Consider the following 20,642-nt stretch of genomic DNA (forward strand, 5'->3'; position numbering starts at 1 on the left):
GCTCACGCTTATCGGCTGTGAATTAAAGACAGAAACGCAGACAGACTCAGGGGTCTGTAGCTCAGTCGGTTAGAGCACCGTCTTGATAAGGCGGGGGTCGATGGTTCGAATCCATCCAGACCCACCATTGTCTTGTCTGCGATGGCTGACCGGCAAAACCCCTGAGTGGCAACAGATGATGGTCTGTGCATGACTGGGGGATTAGCTCAGCTGGGAGAGCACCTGCTTTGCAAGCAGGGGGTCGTCGGTTCGATCCCGTCATCCTCCACCAATCCTCAATGCGTAGCGCTGCTGTGAGAAGCAGAGTGCTGTGCATTGGCGATTGAGCCAGTCAGAGTGATACATGGTTATAGCAACCATGATATCGGCTGTCGTTCTTTAACAATCAGGAAGAAGTAGTAAAGAGATTCACGAAAGCATGCTTAGAGATGGGTGTGCGAGTAGGTGAATCAGGGTTGTGATTGTATCAATGTATGAAAAGGTGATCGAAAGATTGCTTTGGAATACGGCGCAACACGAATACTCAACCTGTAGCGAGTGTGGCAGCCACGGTCCTTCCCAGTGAAGGGCGTGCGAGACACACCCGTTATAGGGTCAAGCGAACAAGTGCATGTGGTGGATGCCTTGGCGATCACAGGCGATGAAGGACGCGGTAGCCTGCGAAAAGCGGAGGGGAGCTGGCAAACGAGCTTTGATCCTCCGATATCCGAATGGGGAAACCCGGCCCGAATGGGTCATCCATGACTGAATACATAGGTCATGAGAAGCGAACGCGGTGAACTGAAACATCTAAGTAACCGCAGGAAAAGAAATCAACCGAGATTCCCAGAGTAGTGGCGAGCGAAATGGGACCAGCCTGTACTCTTTATCTTCATTGTTAGTCGAAGGCTCTGGAAAGTGCCGCCATAGCAGGTGATAGCCCTGTAGACGAAAACAGCGAGGAAGAACTAGGTGTACGACAAGTAGGGCGGGACACGTGAAATCCTGTCTGAAGATGGGGGGACCATCCTCCAAGGCTAAATACTCGTGATCGACCGATAGTGAACCAGTACCGTGAGGGAAAGGCGAAAAGAACCCCGGGAGGGGAGTGAAACAGATCCTGAAACCGCATGCATACAAACAGTCGGAGCCTCGCAAGGGGTGACGGCGTACCTTTTGTATAATGGGTCAGCGACTTACATTCAGTGGCAAGCTTAACCGATTAGGGCAGGCGTAGCGAAAGCGAGTCCGAACAGGGCGATTCAGTCGCTGGGTGTAGACCCGAAACCAGGTGATCTATCCATGGCCAGGATGAAGGTGCGGTAACACGTACTGGAGGTCCGAACCCACTAACGTTGAAAAGTTAGGGGATGAGCTGTGGATAGGGGTGAAAGGCTAAACAAACCTGGAAATAGCTGGTTCTCTCCGAAAACTATTTAGGTAGTGCCTCGTGTATCACCTTCGGGGGTAGAGCACTGTCATGGTTGTGGGGTCCATTGCGGATTACTACGCCATAGCAAACTCCGAATACCGAAGAGTGCAATCACGGGAGACAGACATCGGGTGCTAACGTCCGGTGTCAAGAGGGAAACAACCCAGACCGCCAGCTAAGGTCCCCAAATATTGCTAAGTGGGAAACGAAGTGGGAAGGCTAAAACAGTCAGGAGGTTGGCTTAGAAGCAGCCATCCTTTAAAGAAAGCGTAATAGCTCACTGATCGAGTCGTCCTGCGCGGAAGATGTAACGGGGCTAAGCAATATACCGAAGCTGCGGATGCACATTTATGTGCATGGTAGGAGAGCGTTCCGTAAGCCTGCGAAGGTGCATTGAAAAGTGTGCTGGAGGTATCGGAAGTGCGAATGCTGACATGAGTAGCGATAAAGGGGGTGAAAAGCCCCCTCGCCGTAAGCCCAAGGTTTCCTACGCAACGTTCATCGGCGTAGGGTGAGTCGGCCCCTAAGGCGAGGCAGAAATGCGTAGCTGATGGGAAGCAGGTTAATATTCCTGCACCATTGTTAAATGCGATGGGGGGACGGATCGCGGAAGGTTGTCCGGGTGTTGGAAGTCCCGGTCCTTGCATTGGAGAAGGCGCTTAGGCAAATCCGGGCGCGGAATTCAAGGGTGCGAGGCCATTCACTTCGGTGAAGAAGCAATCGGAAGTGGTTCCAAGAAAAGCCTCTAAGCTTCAGTTTAACAGGACCGTACCGCAAACCGACACAGGTGGGCGAGATGAGTATTCTAAGGCGCTTGAGAGAACTCGGGAGAAGGAACTCGGCAAATTGGTACCGTAACTTCGGGATAAGGTACGCCCCTGTAGCCTGATGCGCCTGCGCGCAAAGGGTGAAGGGGTTGCAATAAACTGGTGGCTGCGACTGTTTAATAAAAACACAGCACTCTGCAAACACGAAAGTGGACGTATAGGGTGTGACGCCTGCCCGGTGCCGGAAGATTAAATGATGGGGTGCAAGCTCTTGATTGAAGTCCCGGTAAACGGCGGCCGTAACTATAACGGTCCTAAGGTAGCGAAATTCCTTGTCGGGTAAGTTCCGACCTGCACGAATGGCGTAACGATGGCCACACTGTCTCCTCCCGAGACTCAGCGAAGTTGAAGTGTTTGTGATGATGCAATCTCCCCGCGGCTAGACGGAAAGACCCCATGAACCTTTACTGTAGCTTTGCATTGGACTTTGAACCGGTCTGTGTAGGATAGGTGGGAGGCTTTGAAGCGTGGACGCCAGTCTGCGTGGAGCCATCCTTGAAATACCACCCTGGTTTGTTTGAGGTTCTAACCTTGGTCCGTAATCCGGATCGGGGACAGTGCATGGTAGGCAGTTTGACTGGGGCGGTCTCCTCCCAAAGTGTAACGGAGGAGTACGAAGGTACGCTAGGTACGGTCGGAAATCGTGCTGATAGTGCAATGGCATAAGCGTGCTTAACTGCGAGACCGACAAGTCGAGCAGGTGCGAAAGCAGGTCATAGTGATCCGGTGGTTCTGTATGGAAGGGCCATCGCTCAACGGATAAAAGGTACTCTGGGGATAACAGGCTGATACCGCCCAAGAGTTCATATCGACGGCGGTGTTTGGCACCTCGATGTCGGCTCATCTCATCCTGGGGCTGTAGCCGGTCCCAAGGGTATGGCTGTTCGCCATTTAAAGAGGTACGTGAGCTGGGTTTAAAACGTCGTGAGACAGTTTGGTCCCTATCTGCCGTGGGCGCTGGATATTTGAAGGGGGCTGCTCCTAGTACGAGAGGACCGGAGTGGACGAACCTCTGGTGTACCGGTTGTCACGCCAGTGGCATCGCCGGGTAGCTATGTTCGGAAGAGATAACCGCTGAAAGCATCTAAGCGGGAAACTCGCCTTAAGATGAGATATCCCCGGGGCTTCGAGCCCCTTGAAGGGTCGTTCAAGACCAGGACGTTGATAGGTCAGGTGTGGAAGCGCAGTAATGCGTTAAGCTAACTGATACTAATTGCCCGTAAGGCTTGATCCTATAACAGGTGTGTTTCGACATGAGTTAGCGCTTCAGCGCTTACTCAGGTCAACCCCCGAAGGGGGCAGGAACACTCAGGTTCAGTGATCGTGTTGTGCCAGAATCAACACAACCCCAACCGCTTTACCCCTGGTGAGCATCACCAGAAACTACTTCTTCCAGATTGGCTGCAGCGCTCCCCGAGCGAGGCAGCAACCCGTCAAAGCCTGATGACCATAGCGAGTCGGTCCCACCCCTTCCCATCCCGAACAGGACCGTGAAACGACTCCACGCCGATGATAGTGCGGATTACCCGTGTGAAAGTAGGTAATCGTCAGGCTCCCCTGCAGCATCAGAAACCCCACCCCAACATAGGTGGGGTTTCTGCGTTTACACCGCAGAAATACTCAGACAATCCCGCGCAATACGGCCGCCTTCACTTTTGCCGTACCTATCTAGACGGTACTGCCATGACGCTTACGTCCTAAAAAAGCATTCATCACTTCCCCAGACCGTTCCTGCGACAGTCCGACAGCATCCCTCAGTCTTAACATCCACTCCAAAATACTGTATAAATATACAGTGAAAACTCGTCACCTCATGCTTGCTCGATGCCGGGCAGGGCGGAGCATTCCCTAATTCAAGAGCGTGTCTATGGCAGCAGCGATTCAGCTTGCGACATCCGCCCTGTCGTCCCAATTGCGGCGTCAGGTGTGGCAGGGCAATGAGCTTGCCGAGGCAGACTCGCGTGTGATTTCCAGCGGCTATGCCGCGCTGGATTGTTTGTTGCCGGGGCAAGGCTGGTCAGCTGGCGGTCTGACGGAATTGTTGATCGAGCATGGTGGCGTTGGTGAAATACGTCTACTGGCCCATGCGCTGTGTCATCTGACGAAGCACGTCAAGCGGCATGTCATGCTCGTGGCGCCTCCGTATCAGCCATGCGCTGCCGCATTGAAAGCCTGGGGTGTCGATGTCGAGCGAGTCTTATGGGTGCGCTCGAGTGAGGATCAGGCCTTGTGGGCCGCTGCTCAGGCCTTGAAGCAGGATGGCATCGGCGCGGTCCTGGTTTGGCTGCCGAATGCGCGCGCCGACAAGGTCAGGCGTCTGCAGGTAGCGGCCCAGGAGTCGGCATCGCTGGCATTTTTGATCCGGCCTGTCGAAGCCGCCACGCAATCTTCCCCGGCGCCATTGCGAATGATCTGCGAGCCGCTCTTACCGGCCAATGCGCAGACGATCAACCGTCGTCAATGGTTGCAGGAGATTGGTGTGTCGATCGACATCTTCAAGCGTCGCGGGCCGCCGCTAGCCGAGCCTCTTCGTCTCGTTTTGCCTTTACAAAGCGTCTTGTTGCCGGAAAACGGAGTGGGTGGCCATCAAGGGCCAGAGATTAAACATGCTGTGGATCGCAGTCACATTGCCACTCTTGTCGCTGGAAGCGGTGAAGCCTCTCACGCCGCTCCCGGATGGTTCGCTCGCGAAGCCGAATCGGCGTGAATCGCGCGACGAGACAAGCCAACTTCACGATGCCGACAACATCGTCGAAGGGCGTTGTTACGCGCTAGCCGACCACGCGCACATTCTGATGCCGGATTTGGATGCGCTGCGCGCCGGCGTGCACGCGGGTCATTCGCGTTCGTACGCCTTGGCGTTGGCGCCGGGGCTCGAACTGCTTGCCGCCGATACCGCCCGCGAAACTCAGGCATTCGAAGCCATAGCGCTTGCCTTGCTGACGTACACGCCGAAAGTGTCGCTTACCGAAGCGCATACCCTGTTGCTGGAAGTCGGCTCCGGGTTGAGGTTGTTCGGCGGCTTGCGTGCGTTGTTGTCGCGGGTGTCGGCCACGGTGGCGGAATTCGGCTACACGGCGCGCATCGCCTGTGCGCCGACTGCCTGGGGAGCGTGGCTATTGGCGCAGGCTCGCGCCGTTCGGCAGAAGAATCGCTGGCACGTGATCAAGGAGACGTCGCTTGCGCGTGTCCTCGATGGTTTATCGGTATCGTTGCTGCCGGTCACGCAAGCGCATCGCGATGCGCTTGCGCACGTCGGCTGCACGACGCTGGCCGATTTGCGTCAATTGCCGCGCTCCGGTGTCGTGCGACGTTTCGGCAGCGGCATTCTGGATCTGCTGGCACAAGCGTATGGCACGCGCCCGGACCCACGCGAATCGTTTCGTGCGCCGGCGTCGTTTCATGCGCAACTCGAATTGCCCTCGCGGGTCGACAACGCGGATGCCTTGCTGTTCGCCGCGCGTCGGCTGATCGTGCAGCTGGCCGGCTGGCTGAGCGCGCATCACGCGGCGCTCAGCGGCTATACGTTGCTGCTCGAGCATGAATTGGCGTCCCGTCATGCGCCGACGACATCGAGCCTGAAGGTCGCGTGGGCCATACCGTCGCGCGATGCCGAGCATCTGATCTGGTTGCTGCGGGAAAAATTGAATCAGACCGTGCTGGCGGCACCGGTCATCGAGTTGAAGCTGGTTGCGGATCAAATTGGCGAATATGCCGGGCAGTCGGACACCTTGTTTCCCATGCCCGAATCCGATGGCGATTCGATTGCGCGTCTGCTCGAACGCCTGAGCGCGCGGTTGGGGCCGGAGAATGTGCTGCAGATGTCGGTGCAGGACGATCATCGTCCCGAGCGGGCAATGCGCGTCGAAGCCTACGAGGCGCAAGCGTTTTCGCGCAAGAAGCGTTCGCCGGCGAAAGCCCGGACAAAAGTTAAAGCAGACAACGCCTGGCTGACCGATGCATTGCAGCACGCCGCATCGGCGGAAGAGGGGCGCGCAGACGGCGATGCGCTTGCGCGAGTGGCACTAGCGGCACAAGCAGCCCAACACCTAAACGAAACAGCCAACGCAAGAAACAATCGCCGATCCGACTCCCAACCGGCCGATACCCAAACCTCGCTCGATCTACCCGACAGTGTGTTGCCGTCGCAGCCTCGCCCGGTCTGGATGCTCGACAAACCGCTGCGCCTGATGATGCGCGACCAGCGGCCCATCTATCGTCGGCCATTGAAAATGCTCACGCGCACCGAGCGGATCGAAGCAGGGTGGTGGGACGGCAACCGGGTAGAGCGCGATTACTATGTCGCGGCCGACGACCGCGGTCACATGTTCTGGGTATACCGCGAACGCCTTAACGGCGAGTGGTATTTGCAGGGTCTGTTCGGCTGACCATCATGCCACCAACCCAGCCGTCACTCCTCGTGCAGCAGCCACTCGCCACTCAGTTGCCGGCGTATGCGGAATTGCATTGCCTGACTAATTTCTCGTTTCTGCGGGGCGCATCGCATCCTCATGAGCTCGTCGAGCAGGCGATGTCGCGCGGCTACAGCGCGCTCGCCATCACCGACGAATGCTCGTTGGCCGGCGTCGTGCGCGCTCACACGGCGTTGAAGGAAATCAAAACGGAGCGGGAGCGTCAGCAGAAAGAGCGCGAGGACAAGGCAAACACTGCGCAATCGGAAGCGCCTTCGGAAGACGGGACACAAATCGAAGCGTCGCAACAGGAAACCGCGCCACAGGAAACTGCAGAAGCCGAGGCACCAAAACCCCTCCCTCACCTGATCATCGGCAGCGAACTCAATCTCACCGACGAAACCGGCGATCCCTTCTGCACCCTCGTTGCGCTAGCAACCAACCGCAACGGTTACGGCAACCTTTCCGAACTGATTACGCTAGCCCGCTCGCGCGCGGACAAAGGCAGCTATCGCCTCGGTCCATCCGACTTCACTGCCTCCTTACCCCATCTGGCGCATCTAAAAACCTTACCCGATTGCGTACTGATGCTCGTGCCGCAGCGCACGGCGACGCTTTCGCATACGCTGCGCTGCGCGCATTGGCTCGCCTCGTTCGCTGCACAACGGGCATGGATCGCGCTCGAACTTTGGCAAACGGGCAGCGACGATCTTCAGATCGACGCCTTGCGCATGATTTCAAAAGCGAGCGGTTTGCCGCTGGTCGCGGCAGGCGGCGTTCTCATGCATGCCCGATCGCGCAAGCCGTTGCAGGACACGATGACCGCCATCGGCCTCGTCACGCCGCTATCGCAATGCGGCCATGCGCTCGAGGCGAACGCGGAGCGGCACATGCGTACGCGCGTGCGGCTTGGCAAACTGTATCCGCGCGATACGCTGGAAGAAACGCTGCGTATCGCCGCGCTATGCCGCTTTTCGCTCGACGAACTCAAGTATGAGTATCCCGAGGAACTCGTGCCCGCCGGCGAGTCGCCATCGAGCTATCTGCGCAAGCTGGTTATGGCCGGCGCGATGGAGCGCTGGCCCAAGGGCATCGACCTGAAGCGAATCGGTCAGATCGAAAAGGAGTTAGGGCTGATCGCCGATCTGAAATACGAAAAGTATTTTCTGACGGTGCACGATATCGTGAGTTTCGCGCGCTCCAGAAACATTCTGTGTCAGGGGCGAGGGTCAGCGGCGAATTCGATCGTTTGTTATTGCCTGCACGTGACGGAAATCGATCCGGTGCACATGAACATGCTGATCGAGCGTTTCATCTCGCGCGCGCGCAACGAGCCGCCTGATATCGACGTCGACTTCGAGCATCAGCGGCGCGAAGAGGTCATTCAATATATCTATACGAAGTACGGCCGTCATCGGGCGGCGCTGACTGCGTCGCTGATTACATATCACGCGCGTAGCGCACTGAAGGACGTCGGCAAGGCGCTGGGTCTCGAGGTGTCGTTGATCGAGCGGATCAGCAAGTCACAACAATGGTGGGACGGCACGGATGCGGTCGCCAAATATCTGGCTGAAGCGGGCTTCGACGCCAATTCGCACATCACGCAGAATCTGATTCGTCTCACGAAGGAGTTGCGCGCTTTCCCGCGTCATCTGTCGCAACACGTCGGTGGCTTTGTGATCGCGAAAGACAAACTGTCGCGACTCGTGCCGATCGAGAACGCGACGATGAAAGACCGCAGCGTGATCGAGTGGGACAAGGACGATATCGACGCGCTCAAGTTGCTGAAAGTCGACGTGCTGGCGCTCGGCATGTTGTCGGCGATCCGGCGCGCGCTGGAATTCGTCGCGTTGAGGCGTGGCTTTCCGAAGTTCAGTGTGCAGGATATTCCGCGTGAGGATCGCGCCGTCTACGAAATGTGCGGCCATGCCGATACGATCGGCGTATTTCAGATCGAATCGCGTGCGCAGCAAAGCATGTTGCCGCGTCTGAAGCCCAACAAGTACTACGATCTCGTGATCGAAGTGGCGATCGTGCGGCCCGGGCCGATTCAGGGCGGCATGGTGCATCCCTATCTGCGCCGCAAGCAGGGGCTCGAGGCGGTCGACTACGCGAAGGATGAATTGCGTCCCGTGCTCGAACGTACGCTCGGCGTGCCGATTTTCCAGGAACAGGTCATGCATCTGGCGATGGTTGCGGCGAAATATACCGGTGAGCAGGCCGATCAGTTGCGGCGCGCAATGGCCGCATGGCGGCGCAGCGGCAACCTCGCGAAGTATCAGAAGGATTTGAACGAGCGCATGCTCAAGCGTGGTTATGAACAGGAGTTCATCGACCGCATCTGCAAACAGATCGAAGGCTTCGGCGAATATGGTTTTCCGGAGAGCCATGCGGCGAGCTTCGCGCTGCTCGTCTATCTCAGCGCATGGTTGAAGCGCTATGAACCGGCTGCTTTTCTGGCGGGTTTGCTGAACAGTCAGCCGTTGGGGTTTTATTCGCCGTCGCAACTCGTTCAGGATGCAAAGCGTCACGGCGTCGAGGTATTGCCGCCCGACGTGACCTTGAGCGATTGGGAGTCGACATTCGAGAGACGTGGTCATGAAGGACAACGGATCTCAGCGGACGAAACCTGTTTGCATCGTCAGCAGGCCGTACTATCCGCGCAGCAATTGCGCGATCTTTCGCTGCGGCGTCTGACGGTGAGCAGGACGGTCCGGCGCGCGGCGCAGCGATTGACTGCCCGCGTGTTTCAACCGTCGCACACTTATGGCGCGCGCGGTCCCGCTGTGCGCATCGGCATGCATCTGATCAAGGGCTTCTCGCAAGCGGCGGCCGAACGCATCATGGCCGCCCGGAACGAGGCGCCGTTTACCGATGTCGACGATCTGGCGCGACGCGCGGCCCTGACGCGGCGCGATCTCGAAGCGCTTGCCGCGGCGAACGCGCTGGTCAGTATCGCGGGACATCGACGCGAAGCGTGGTGGGCCGTGACGGCGCAGCACACGGTGCCCAAACTGCTGCGCGATGCGCCGATCGCCGAAGCGCCGCTAATGTTGCCGCAGGCAGCCGAAAGCCGCGAAATCGTCGACGACTACGCGAGCCTTGGCCTTACGCTCAATCGTCATCCGCTTGCGCTTTTGCGTGCACGCCTTGCCCAGCATCGTTTTCGCACGGCCGCCGAACTCGCCGCGTGTCAGCACGGCACGCTGGCGCGAGCGTGCGGCATCGTCACCGTGCGGCAGCGGCCGGGCACGGCAAACGGCACGGTGTTCGTTTCCATCGAAGACGAGACCGGTTCGATCAATGTGATCGTCTGGCCGTCACTGGTGGAAAAGCAGCGCAAGGTTTTGTTGGGCGCATCGTTGCTGGCGGTCTACGGCGTTTTGCAGCGCGACGACGGCGTGGCGACCGGCGGCGACCAGGCCGGCAACGGAGTGAGCGCGAATCAGGCTAAGGGGAAGCGGAAGAACAAGGGTGAAGTGATCCATCTCGTCGCTCATCGTCTCGAAGACCATAGCGAATGGCTGGGTGAACTGGCCACGGCGAGCCGCGATTTTCATTGAGGCCGGTTCGCGGTAGTCAAGCGCACCGGCTCGACGTAAGACCGTCGTGCCGGCGCGCATCGATCGAAGCACAACGCGGGCGACTTACCGCGCTCAATCGCACCTGCCAGACAAAACGTTCTATGCGTGTGCGGCGCCGCGCCACGGAAATGCCGCTAACACTTGCCGAATCGCCGTATCGAACGGCGTGCGCCGGCCTATGCCGAGCGCCTCGAGGCGGCTCGAAGCCAGGTGGCAGTTATGCGGCCGGGGCGTCGAATCGGTCGGCGTAGCTTGCGGCGTCAGATGCGCGTCGAGTTGCAGCGCTTCGGCAAGGCGCACGGCGATCTCGTACTTGTTCATCGGTTCGTCGCCGGACCATTGCACGATGCCGCGGATCGCGTCGCCTTGCGCATGCCGTTCGAGCATCTGGCGGATTACGAACGCGACGTCCGGCGTGAAAGTGGGGTAACGGATCGCCCATGCATCCATGACGGCGGGCTTGCTCCCCGGCGCCGCCGACCCGGCGATCGCGGGCACGAGACTCGTCACGGCCGACTCCGCCCAACTGACGATCGGCCCGTACAGCAGCGGCAGACGCAACACGCAGCCGAGGTCAGTCGATTCAGTCAGCGCGTGCTCGCCTTCAAGCTTGCTATGCCCATAGGCGTTGAGCGGCGCGGGCACGGAATCGTGCTGGTAGGGCGGGTGCGTGCCGTCGAACACATAGTCGGTAGAGATCGACAGCGTCCATGCGCCGCGCCGGTTTGCCGCGCTGGCAAGGGTGCGCACCGCATCGACATTCAGCGCGCGCGCCAGCGCGGGATCATGCTCGCACACGTCCGGCCGACGCTCCGCCGCGGCAATCACGAGCGCGTCCGGTGCTTCGCGTTCGACGAACTGCTCGACCGCCCGCGCGTCGCGGATATCCAGCGAGACCTTGCCCGGCGCCGGCCGGCTGAATGCTGTGGCGACGACTTGCCAATCGCTCTGCTGCGCCAGTTCGTCGACGAGCGCGCGGCCAAGCAGCCCGGAGGCACCAATGACGGCAACTTTGAACATGATGAACTCGCTTAACGGGCCGCGCCGGGCGAGCCGCTGGCCGTGCCGCTCGTGATGCCCGTCACGGTGTAGCCGGCTTCGTCGATGGCAGCCTTCAGCGTCTCGGCCGGTTGCGCCGATTCCACCGCGACGCGCCCGGACGCCAGATCCACGCGGACTTGCGCGCCGCTATCGTGTTCGCGGATGGCGTTCGTGACCGCCGTCACACAATGCTGGCAGCTCATGCCTTCTACCTGGAATTCGATCGTCATCGGGGTTGCCTCGGGGAAATGGATAGTGCGACGGTTGAATTATGCCTGCCGATCCGCAATTCAGTGGATGACCTTCCCATTATGGGAAGGTGTACGATCGACGCACACACTGGAGAAACGGCCATGAATATCGGTGAAGCGGCCCGCGCGTCGGGCCTCACGGCGAAAATGATCCGCTACTACGAGAGCGTCGGCCTGCTGGCGGCGAAATCGCGTACCAGCGCCAACTATCGCGTATACGGTCCGCAAGAGGTTCACTCGCTGCGCTTCATTCGCCAGGCGCGCCGGCTTGGTTTTCTGATCGAGGATATTCGAAGGCTGCTTGCGCTGTGGCACGATCGCTCGCGGGCTAGCGCCGAGGTGAAGTCGATTGCGCTGGAGCACGTCGCGGAACTCGATCGCCGCATCGCAGAACTGACCGACATGCGCGACACGCTGGCGCATCTCGCCGACCACTGTCACGGCGACGATCGTCCTGACTGTCCGATTATCGAGCGCCTCGCCGACACTGATCTGGTTTCGGGGCAGGGTTGTCATCCGATTTGAGATTGTGTTTTGCCGCGGGTGCAACCTTGTCCTTCGATTTGTCGCAACCGCAGCGGAATTTGCACCAATGTTGGGCTAAAAAATATGGGGCGACATCGAATGACGCTGAAATCCGATCTCAACTTGAATTAAATCAGGCATTTACGCGCACCACGCGCGTGCACCATTCCAAATCGGAATGCACGTCATGCGGGCATTTCACTAGCCAGGTTGCACTATAGGGCTATAATCCGGGTTAACCCTTTTACGGGAAATCCCTGATGCCCAATCCACCGGGGATTCAATCTGATCCTTGGAGAACATCATGTTTGCATACGTACTTGAAAAGCTGAGCACTTGGTTTGAAACCGCTGAACGCACCCGTCGCGAAGCCTACCTGGCATCGTCGTCGGACATCGTCCAGCTCGAACAGCGCATCCGCTCGCTCGAAACCAACGGCTACTCGCTGTAAGTTTCATCGGCATCGCGTTTGACCCGGCGGCGTTCATCGCAGCCACGGCAGTAAAAGCATCAAGCCCCGTCTAAGCGGGGCTTTGTCGCATCTGGACTACGAGTATTTCAGCCGGACGGCGCTTGAACGCTACGCGTGGCGAATATCGACTAGCCTCGCGGCGACCGTCGCGGTAAGGTAAAGCGTTTTCCGCGAAATCCGGCTTTCCCAAACTCAACCGGTCCGCCCATGCCACCTGTTCGCCCGCTCAAATCCATTCTGACCGTGACAATTGCAATCTCGCTGAGCACGGCCTTCGCCGTGTCGAGCGCTTATGCGGCGTCGGCCAGCGCGCGTAAGCCGGTGATTCTCGATTCGCAGAACGGCATCAACGACGGCCAGAGCGGAACCGTGCTGCAGACCGCGCCGCTTTCGCATCAGCCGATCGTCGAAGCGCAGCCCATCGCGACGCCGGCCGAGCTGGCGCCGAATTCGTCGATCCCGATCGTTGTGGCGCCTTATATACAGTTGCCCACAGGAGGAGGTACGTTGCCGCCGCAACCGCAGCCTCGTCCAGCGCCTCGGCCGCAATAGGCGCTCGCTCTCTGCGTCAGATCCGGTCGCAACATGTGGCGGCCCGCGCCAGCGCAACTGCAGCGTGGTCCAGCGACGCGGCACTTGGCAAGTGCTGGAGACGCGACTTCTCACGGCAGTGCTTCCCATCTTATTCAATGCCTTTCCCTGCATAACCAACTCGCCGACGTACGAGTGCCCGCATGAGCGCGCACTCAATTGACTCAATTTCCCCTCGTCGACCAACGACAACAGCGCGGCCTTAACGCGAGCGCAGACAAAGAATCGGCAACTCATGCGCCGACGCGTCACGTGCGCCATTGGGGTTTGGGCGCATGGCGCGGGCGCAACCGTGCGACGACAATCATCGCGCGCGGTCTCTCGCCGTTGACTGGGGCCACACATCAAGCCCGGCGTGACCGCATCGAACGAAAAACAGAATAAGGAGACATCGAATGCACACCCACTGGATGCGACAGGCCGCCGGCGCCTGCGTTACGCTGCTTGCGCTGGCCACGTTGCCGGGCGCCGCGCTTGCCAAAGACACACCGGAAAAACCCGCGCTGACCATGGCCGTCGGAGGTCTGCCGGGCCTCTACTATCTGCCGGTGCTCGCCGCGCAACAGTTGGGCTACTTCAAGGACGAAGGCCTCGACGTCACGCTCGAGGATTTCGCGGGCGGATCGAAGGCGTTGGAAGCGGTCGTGGGCGGCAGCGCCGACGTCGGCGCCGGCGCGTACGAGCACACGCTGTTCATGCAGGAGAAAGGGCAGCATTACCGGGCGTTTGCGCTGATGGGGCGCGCGCCGCAAATCGTCGTCGCGGTGCTGAAATCGAAGGCCGATCAGCTCAAGACTCTGGCGGACTTCAAAGGCGCCAAAGTCGGCGTGAGCGCGCCGGGTTCGTCGACGGATCTCGTGCTCACCGTGGCTTTGCGCAAGGCCGGCGTGCAGCGTAACGAGATTTCGGCGATCGGCGTGGGCAGCGGCGCCTCGGTGCTCGCGGCAGTAAGCGGCGGCCAGATCGACGCGCTATCCAACGTGGATCCGATGATGACCAAGCTGTCGCGCAGCGGCGCGATCAAGGTGCTGGTCGATACGCGTACGGTGAAGGGCACGCAGGAGGTATTCGGCGGCACGATGCCGGCAGCGACGCTTTATGCCTCGGACAATTTCATCCAGAAGTATCCGAAGACCACGCAGGCGCTCGCCAATGCCATCGTGCGCGCGGATCACTGGCTGCAGAGCGCGAGCGACGCCGATCTGCTGAAGATGGTGCCGCCGGCCTATTTGCTCAACGATTCGGCGCTCTATGTGGAGGCCTTTCACAACGTGCGCGACGCTTACTCGCCCGACGGCTTGATGCCTGCTGACGGCCCGGCGACGTCATTGCGCGCGTTGTCCTCGTTCGATAACCGGCTCGATCCGAAAAAGATCGACCTGAACGCGACTTATACCAACGACTTCGCCCGGAAGGCCGCGGCGCAGCTTAAATAGTCGGTAGCTTGGGCTGACTGAGCAACTGGACCGGCCGCGCGCGTCGTGCGCGCGTGGCCGGCGAAAACGACGCTAGGCCGGCTCGGCGAACTGTACGCTCGGAGGCCGCAAAAGCTCAGAAGCCACAAAACCGTGAAGGCTGCAAAACCCTCGCGGCCAACAAAACCTCGCAGCCCACAACAAGAAACTCAGTCGCCGCGATACTCCACCTTAAACTGCGCGGCCTTGTCTTCACCGAGCGCCTTGACGAGCCAGGGCATCTGGTCCTTCAGCGTTTTTGCCAGCGTATACGGCGGGTTCAGAATGAACATTCCGCTGCCGAAGAGCCCAAAACCATCTTCTGGCGGATTGCTGACGGTCAGGCTCACGTGCAGCCAGTTCTTGTCCTGCAACTTCTTCAGCTGGTCGGGGAAGCGCTGCGACTCAGGGCGCCTCACCTGCGGATACCAGACGGCATAAGTGCCCGTCGGAAAACGCTTCAGGCTTTCTTCGACGCAGCGCAGCGTGCGGATGTAGTCACGCTTGTCCTCATACGATGGATCGAGCAGCACCAACGCCCGGCGTGGGGCCGGCGGCAACAAGGCGAGAATGCCGTCGAAGCCGTCGCCCGCATACAGCATCGCGCGACGGCCCGCGTCGCGGAAATTGTGGCGCAGCACGTCGATTTCGGTGGTGTGCAGTTCGAACAGGCGCATGCGATCCTGTTCGCGCATCTGCCGCCACGCGATATACGGCGAGCCGGGATAGAAACGCAACTGGCCGTCCGGATTGAGCGCGCTCACTTCGTCGACGTAGTCGGCGAACATCGGCGGCAGATCGTTGCGCCCCCACAGTTTGCCGATGCCGCTCTGGAACTCGCCGGTCTTGGTCGCGTAACCTTCCTTCAGCGAGTAGACGCCGGCGCCCGCATGCGTGTCGATATACCAGTAGGACTTGTCCTTCTGGCCAAGGTAGCGCAGAAGCTGCAACACGACGGCGTGTTTCAGAACGTCGGCGTGATTGCCTGCATGAAAGGCGTGGCGGTAGCTGAGCATGATGAGGAGACGCTGAAAGAGGGCGCGCCGCTCCAGGGCGGATTCGGCGATGCGGATGCAATGCGGCTGCACAATGAACATACGGCGCCGGTGTGCAGCGCGGTCGCGTATTGTACGCGACGCCGCGTTGCGCACCGCGCATTGCAGCGGGTTGCACGCGTAACGCTGCAATGGCCGCAGTGCGACCACGGCCATGTCACGCGTTCACCCGAGTCCGATCAGTCGTGCGCGTCGCCGATGATTTCCTCGATTCGCGTTTTGACTTCCGGCGTGATCCGTGCGGCCACGTCGGCGGACTTCATGTTCTCGCCGATCTGTTCGACCCGCGACGCACCCGTTATCACGGTGCTGACATTCGGATTCTTCAGAATCCAGCCAATGGCGAGTTGACCGATCGTGCAGCCCAACTCGTTAGCCACTTCGCCGAGCTTGCCGACCACGTTGTTCTTGCCCGCGTCGGTGACCTGCTTGCGTAGCCAGTCGTAACCATCCAACTGCGCGCGGCTGTCGGCCGGCACGCCGTCACGGTATTTGCCGGTCAGCAAGCCGGATGCGAGCGGGCTCCAGGTAGTCAGCCCGAGGCCGATATCCTCGTAAAGCCGCTTGTATTCCTCCTCGACGCGCTTGCGATGGAACAGGTTGTACTGCGGCTGCTCCATGACCGGCTTGTGCAGATGATGACGCTCCGCGATGTCGTAAGCGGCGCGGATTTCGTCGGCGCTCCATTCGGACGTGCCCCAGTACAGCGCCTTGCCGCGAGTGATCATGTCGCTCATGGCCCAGACGGTTTCCTCTACCGGCGTGTTCGGGTCCGGACGATGACAGAACACCAGATCGACATAATCGAGCTGCAGCCGTTTGAGCGACGCATCGATCGCGTTCAGCAGATATTTGCGGTTCAGCGTGTGGTACTGGTTCGGTGCTTCCGCGAGTCCCCAGAAGAATTTCGTCGACACCACGTAGCTCACGCGCGGCCACGCCAGTTCCTTGAGCGCCTGGCCCATGATTTCTTCGGACTTGCCGCCGGCATACACCTCGGCGTTGTCGAAAAAGTTGACTCCTGCGTCACGTGCGGCCGCGAGCGATTCGCGTGCCGCGTGGGTGTCCACCTGATTGCCGTAGGTGACCCACGAGCCGATGGACAGTTCGCTGACTTGCAGGCCGGAACGGCCCAGACGTCGATAATTCATGCATTCCTCCTTGTTGGTGATGCCACCGGAATTCTGCCGAAACGTCCAGTTTAAAGAGATACGCTTCGACGCGCAGTTTACCGATGCAGTTCACGCGGTTCATGCACAATAGCAGCGTTGGCCGCAGTGCAGCATTCGGCCAGACGGCCTATGTCGTCTGGCTGACTTCCCGCCGCCCGCGGCCCGTGGTCTCATTGCTCATCAACTGCATGGAGGTTATGGATGTCGTCAACGAACACGAATCTGAATGGCAAGGTTGCGGTTGTTACGGGCGCCGCAAGCGGCATCGGCAAGCAGATTGCGCTGACTCTTTCCGCAGCAGGCGCGGCTGTCGCGATCGCCGACCTGAATCAGGACGGCGCGAACGCTGTCGCTGAAGAAATCAAAAAGGCCGGCGGCAAGGCAATCGGCGTGGCGATGGACGTCACGAGCGAAGACGCCGTCAATCAGGGCATCGACAAAGTGGCCGCGGAACTCGGCTCGGTGGATATCCTCATTTCCAACGCCGGCATCCAGATCGTCAATCCGATCGAAAACTATTCGTTTTCGGATTGGAAGAAGATGCAGGCAATCCACGTGGACGGCGCGTTCCTGACCACCAAGGCCGCGCTCAAGCACATGTACAAGGACGATCGCGGCGGCATCGTGATCTACATGGGCTCGGTCCACTCGCACGAAGCGTCGCCGCTCAAATCGGCCTATGTGACGGCCAAGCACGCGCTGCTGGGTCTCGCGCGCGTGCTGGCTAAAGAAGGCGCGAAGCACAACGTGCGCTCGCATGTCGTGTGTCCGGGTTTCGTGCGCACGCCGCTCGTCGACAAGCAGATTCCCGAGCAGGCCAAGGAACTGGGCATCAGCGAGGAAGACGTGATCAAGCGCGTCATGCTGGGCGGCACGGTCGACGGTGTCTTCACCACGGTGGAAGACGTCGCGCAAACGGTGCTGTTCCTGTCCACGTTCCCGACGGCGGCGCTGACCGGCCAGTCCTTTATTGTGAGCCACGGCTGGTACATGCAATAAGGGGGTGCCTATGGCGCAACGCAATCTCAAGCGGGCGCGCGTCGGCGCGCCCGGCGACGGGGAAGGCGAGGGCGCCGGTCCGGCGCCCGCCACGCATCCCGGCCGGCACCTCCATTTGCCCAAGTACGAAACCGTCGCCTTGATGCTGCAAGGCGGTGGCGCCCTGGGCGCTTATCAGGCCGGTGTCTTTCAGGGACTTTACGAGGCCGGCATCGAACCGAACTGGCTGGCCGGCATTTCGATCGGCGCGTTGAATACGGCAATCATCGCCGGCAATCCGCCTGAAAAGCGCGTTGAACGGCTGCTGCAATTCTGGGAGACGATCTGCCAGCCGGCCTTCGGGCCGCCGCTGCCTGCGTTCATCGAGCACGCTCTCTTCAATTCCAGCGACGCAATACGCAAGGCCTTCACGGCAACGCAGGCCGTGGGCGCCATCGTCGAGGGGCAGAAGGGCTTTTTTGTGCCGCGCTTCCCGCCGCCGTTGCCCACGGTGTCCGGGCCGCCGCAATTGGCCAGCTATTACGACACCACGCCGTTGAAGGCCACGCTCGAAGCGTTCTGCGATTTCGACCGGATCAATTCGAAAGAAATGCGCGTCTCGGTCGGGGCGGTCAATTGCGGTACGGGAAATTTCGCGTACTTCGATAACACGCATACAACGCTCAGGCCCGAGCATTTCATGGCGTCAGGCGCGTTGCCGCCCGGTTTCGCGGCGGTCGAGATCGATGGTCAGTACTACTGGGACGGCGGCTTGATGTCGAACACGCCGCTCTATGAGGTGATCCAGTCCACGCCGCGTCGCGACACGCTCGCCTTCCAGGTCGATCTCTGGAGCGCGATCGGACCGGTGCCGGACAACATCACCGACGTGCAAGGGCGCATGAAAGACATCCAGTATTCGAGCCGCACCCGTCTCGTGACCGATATGCTGCAGCGGTCGCAGCGTTTCCGGCATGTGTTGCGCGAGGTGCTGGATCGCGTGCCGTCCGATCAGCGTGACGACCCGTGGTGCAAGCTGGCCGAGGATCTCTCGTGTTCGAAGCGCTACAACGTGGTCCATCTGATCTACCGCCACAAGGAATACGAAGGTCACTACAAGGACTTTCAATTCGGCCTGTCGACGATGCGGGAACATTGGCAAAGCGGTTTGGAGGACATCCGCCATTCGCTCGCGCAACCCGATTGGCTCGACATGCCGGATAACGACGCGGGCTTTGTCACGCACGATATCCATCGGGATGCGCGCTGAAGGAGTCACGAGTCTGAGTAGCGCGTGACCGAGGTGAGACGCGGCAATCGTGGCAGCCCTTGGCAGTATCGAAAACGGCCCTGTTCAAGCAATAAGCAACCGGCAATCAGCAACAAGCACGTTGCAAACCGCCACCGGGCCACAAACAAAAACGGCGCCCTAAAAGGGCGCCGTTTCCAGAACCAGTTTCAGCAGAGCGCGTGCAGTGCATGCCCGCGCCCGCCAATACCTTACTTCAGCACGTGAGCGACCGCGCTGGCCACCACATCGAGATTGCGCGTATTCAGCGCAGCCACGCAGATGCGACCGGTGCTCACGGCATAGATGCCGAACTCTTCACGCAGGCGGTCCACTTGCGGCGCCGTCAGACCCGAGTACGAGAACATGCCGCGTTGCGCGTTCACGAAGCTGAAATCGCGATCCACGCCGCTTGCCTTCAGGCGTTCGACCAGACCGTTGCGCATGGCGCGAATACGGTCACGCATTTCGGCCAGTTCGGTTTCCCACGTGGCGCGCAGTTGCGGCGATGCGAGCACCGCCGCAACTACCGAGCCGCCGTGCGTCGGCGGGTTCGAGTAGTTCGTGCGGATCACGCGCTTGAGTTGCGACAGCACGCGAGCGGATTCTTCCTTGCTTGCCGTGATCACCGACAGCGCGCCGACGCGCTCGCCGTACAGCGAGAACGACTTCGAGAACGACGACGACACGAACACGTTCAGTTCCGACGCTGCGAAAAGACGCACGGCTGCAGCGTCCGATTCGATGTTGTCGCCGAAACCTTGGTAAGCGATGTCGAGGAACGGCACCAGGTTGCGCGCCTTGACCACTTCGACGATCTGCTTCCATTGCTCGACGCTCAGGTCCACGCCGGTCGGGTTATGGCAGCACGCGTGCAAAACAACGACGGTGCCTGCTGCGTAGCTGTTCAGCGCGCTCAGCATGGCGTCGAAATTCACGCCGTGGGTTTGCGCGTCGTAGTACGGATACGACACGACTTCGAAGCCTGCGCTTTCGAACAGCGCACGATGGTTTTCCCAGCTCGGATCGCTGATCGCGACCTTCGCGTTCGGATTCAGGCGCTTCAGGAAATCCGCGCCGATCTTCAACGCGCCCGTGCCGCCCAATGCCTGCGCCGTCACAACGCGGCCCGCTGCGATCAGCGGCGAGTCGTTGCCGAGCAGCAGTTTCTGCACGGCGGCGTCGTAAGCGGCAATGCCTTCGATCGGCAGATACCCGCGCGGCAGCGCAGCTTCGACGCGCGCCTTTTCGGCGTCGCGCACGGCGCGCAGCAGCGGAATCTTGCCTTCTTCGTTGAAATACACGCCGACGCCAAGATTGACCTTGGTGGTGCGCGCATCGGCGTTGAAGGCTTCGTTCAGGCCCAGAATCGGGTCGCGGGGAGCAAGTTCGACGGCGGAGAACAGAGACATGATGGGTGGGCAGCAGTAGTGAGAAGAGGGCGGCTTCGATCGCGGACGGCCGGGCCAGCGGCGTCCGACGCAAAACGTGGACGCGCTGCGGGCGGCAGCGACCGGGCGCAACTTCGCATTGTAACGAATTCGCGCCCATTTTTCGGACGCCAACGCCGCTCGTAGGGAA

The 20,642-nt window shown here is 60.0% G+C and carries 14 protein-coding genes, 2 tRNA genes and 2 rRNA genes; 13 read left to right on the top strand and 5 right to left on the bottom strand.

Going from position 1 to position 20,642, the window contains the following annotated elements:
• Positions 1–50: 50 nt before the first annotated feature.
• From BPHYT_RS06820 to BPHYT_RS06850, 7 genes are all read left to right on the top strand, one after another.
• Positions 51–127: transfer RNA gene (locus BPHYT_RS06820), tRNA-Ile, on the top strand.
• Positions 128–195: 68 nt separating this feature from the next.
• Positions 196–271 (top strand) — tRNA-Ala (locus BPHYT_RS06825).
• Positions 272–592: 321 nt separating this feature from the next.
• Positions 593–3,472, top strand: a 23S ribosomal RNA gene (locus BPHYT_RS06830).
• Positions 3,473–3,677: 205 nt separating this feature from the next.
• Positions 3,678–3,791 (top strand): 5S ribosomal RNA (gene rrf / locus BPHYT_RS06835).
• A gap of 314 nt (positions 3,792–4,105) precedes the next feature.
• Positions 4,106–4,945 (top strand): translesion DNA synthesis-associated protein ImuA, encoded by an 840-nt coding sequence (imuA, locus tag BPHYT_RS06840; protein WP_012432413.1) that lies wholly within the window; start codon positions 4,106–4,108, stop codon positions 4,943–4,945.
• The gene (locus BPHYT_RS06845; protein ID WP_012432414.1) at positions 4,845–6,626 is read left to right on the top strand and encodes a Y-family DNA polymerase; all 1,782 of its coding nucleotides are present in this window, start codon (positions 4,845–4,847) and stop codon (positions 6,624–6,626) included. The genes imuA and BPHYT_RS06845 overlap by 101 nt, the downstream gene beginning before the upstream one ends.
• Before the next feature lie 5 nt (positions 6,627–6,631).
• Positions 6,632–10,213: an error-prone DNA polymerase gene (locus BPHYT_RS06850; protein WP_012432415.1), complete on the top strand. Its 3,582-nt coding sequence runs from the start codon at positions 6,632–6,634 to the stop codon at positions 10,211–10,213.
• 120 nt (positions 10,214–10,333) lie between these two features.
• On the opposite strand, the gene BPHYT_RS06855 is transcribed toward BPHYT_RS06850, so the two are convergent.
• Together BPHYT_RS06855 and BPHYT_RS06860 are read right to left on the bottom strand one after the other, a co-directional pair.
• The gene (locus tag BPHYT_RS06855) at positions 10,334–11,254 is read right to left on the bottom strand and encodes a dTDP-4-dehydrorhamnose reductase family protein (protein ID WP_012432416.1); all 921 of its coding nucleotides are present in this window, start codon (positions 11,252–11,254) and stop codon (positions 10,334–10,336) included.
• An 11-nt stretch (positions 11,255–11,265) separates the two neighbouring features.
• Entirely contained in the window at positions 11,266–11,505 is a 240-nt protein-coding gene (locus BPHYT_RS06860) for a heavy-metal-associated domain-containing protein (RefSeq protein WP_012432417.1), read from the bottom strand.
• 123 nt (positions 11,506–11,628) lie between these two features.
• Here BPHYT_RS06860 and cueR point away from each other — a divergent pair, with 123 nt between their 5' ends.
• From cueR to BPHYT_RS06875, 4 genes are all read left to right on the top strand, one after another.
• On the top strand, positions 11,629–12,051 hold the full coding sequence (cueR, locus tag BPHYT_RS06865; protein WP_012432418.1) for a Cu(I)-responsive transcriptional regulator: 423 nt from the start codon (positions 11,629–11,631) through the stop codon (positions 12,049–12,051).
• 304 nt (positions 12,052–12,355) lie between these two features.
• On the top strand, positions 12,356–12,502 hold the full coding sequence (locus tag BPHYT_RS37150) for a DUF3563 family protein (RefSeq protein ID WP_012432419.1): 147 nt from the start codon (positions 12,356–12,358) through the stop codon (positions 12,500–12,502).
• 228 nt (positions 12,503–12,730) lie between these two features.
• Complete coding sequence (locus BPHYT_RS06870) at positions 12,731–13,075, top strand: hypothetical protein (protein ID WP_012432420.1); 345 nt, start codon at positions 12,731–12,733, stop codon at positions 13,073–13,075.
• A gap of 434 nt (positions 13,076–13,509) precedes the next feature.
• A complete protein-coding gene (locus tag BPHYT_RS06875) occupies positions 13,510–14,550 on the top strand; it encodes an ABC transporter substrate-binding protein (RefSeq protein ID WP_012432421.1) in 1,041 nt (346 codons plus the stop codon).
• 188 nt (positions 14,551–14,738) lie between these two features.
• Here the strand turns inward: BPHYT_RS06875 and BPHYT_RS06880 are convergent, their stop codons facing one another.
• Together BPHYT_RS06880 and BPHYT_RS06885 are read right to left on the bottom strand one after the other, a co-directional pair.
• On the bottom strand, positions 14,739–15,584 hold the full coding sequence (locus BPHYT_RS06880; protein ID WP_041758821.1) for a 23S rRNA (adenine(2030)-N(6))-methyltransferase RlmJ: 846 nt from the start codon (positions 15,582–15,584) through the stop codon (positions 14,739–14,741).
• A gap of 218 nt (positions 15,585–15,802) precedes the next feature.
• A complete protein-coding gene (locus BPHYT_RS06885) occupies positions 15,803–16,774 on the bottom strand; it encodes a potassium channel beta subunit family protein (protein WP_012432423.1) in 972 nt (323 codons plus the stop codon).
• A gap of 222 nt (positions 16,775–16,996) precedes the next feature.
• On the opposite strand from BPHYT_RS06885, the gene BPHYT_RS06890 reads away from it, so the two are divergent.
• Both BPHYT_RS06890 and BPHYT_RS06895 read left to right on the top strand, forming a co-directional pair.
• Entirely contained in the window at positions 16,997–17,794 is a 798-nt protein-coding gene (locus tag BPHYT_RS06890; RefSeq protein WP_012432424.1) for a 3-hydroxybutyrate dehydrogenase, read from the top strand.
• Positions 17,795–17,804: 10 nt separating this feature from the next.
• Positions 17,805–19,043, top strand: coding sequence for a DUF3734 domain-containing protein (locus BPHYT_RS06895; protein ID WP_012432425.1), 1,239 nt, complete (start codon positions 17,805–17,807; stop codon positions 19,041–19,043).
• A 230-nt stretch (positions 19,044–19,273) separates the two neighbouring features.
• On the opposite strand, the gene BPHYT_RS06900 is transcribed toward BPHYT_RS06895, so the two are convergent.
• A complete protein-coding gene (locus tag BPHYT_RS06900; RefSeq protein ID WP_012432426.1) occupies positions 19,274–20,473 on the bottom strand; it encodes an amino acid aminotransferase in 1,200 nt (399 codons plus the stop codon).
• Positions 20,474–20,642: the final 169 nt, after the last annotated feature.

The organism is Paraburkholderia phytofirmans PsJN, assembly GCF_000020125.1.
Taxonomy (GTDB): domain Bacteria; phylum Pseudomonadota; class Gammaproteobacteria; order Burkholderiales; family Burkholderiaceae; genus Paraburkholderia; species Paraburkholderia phytofirmans.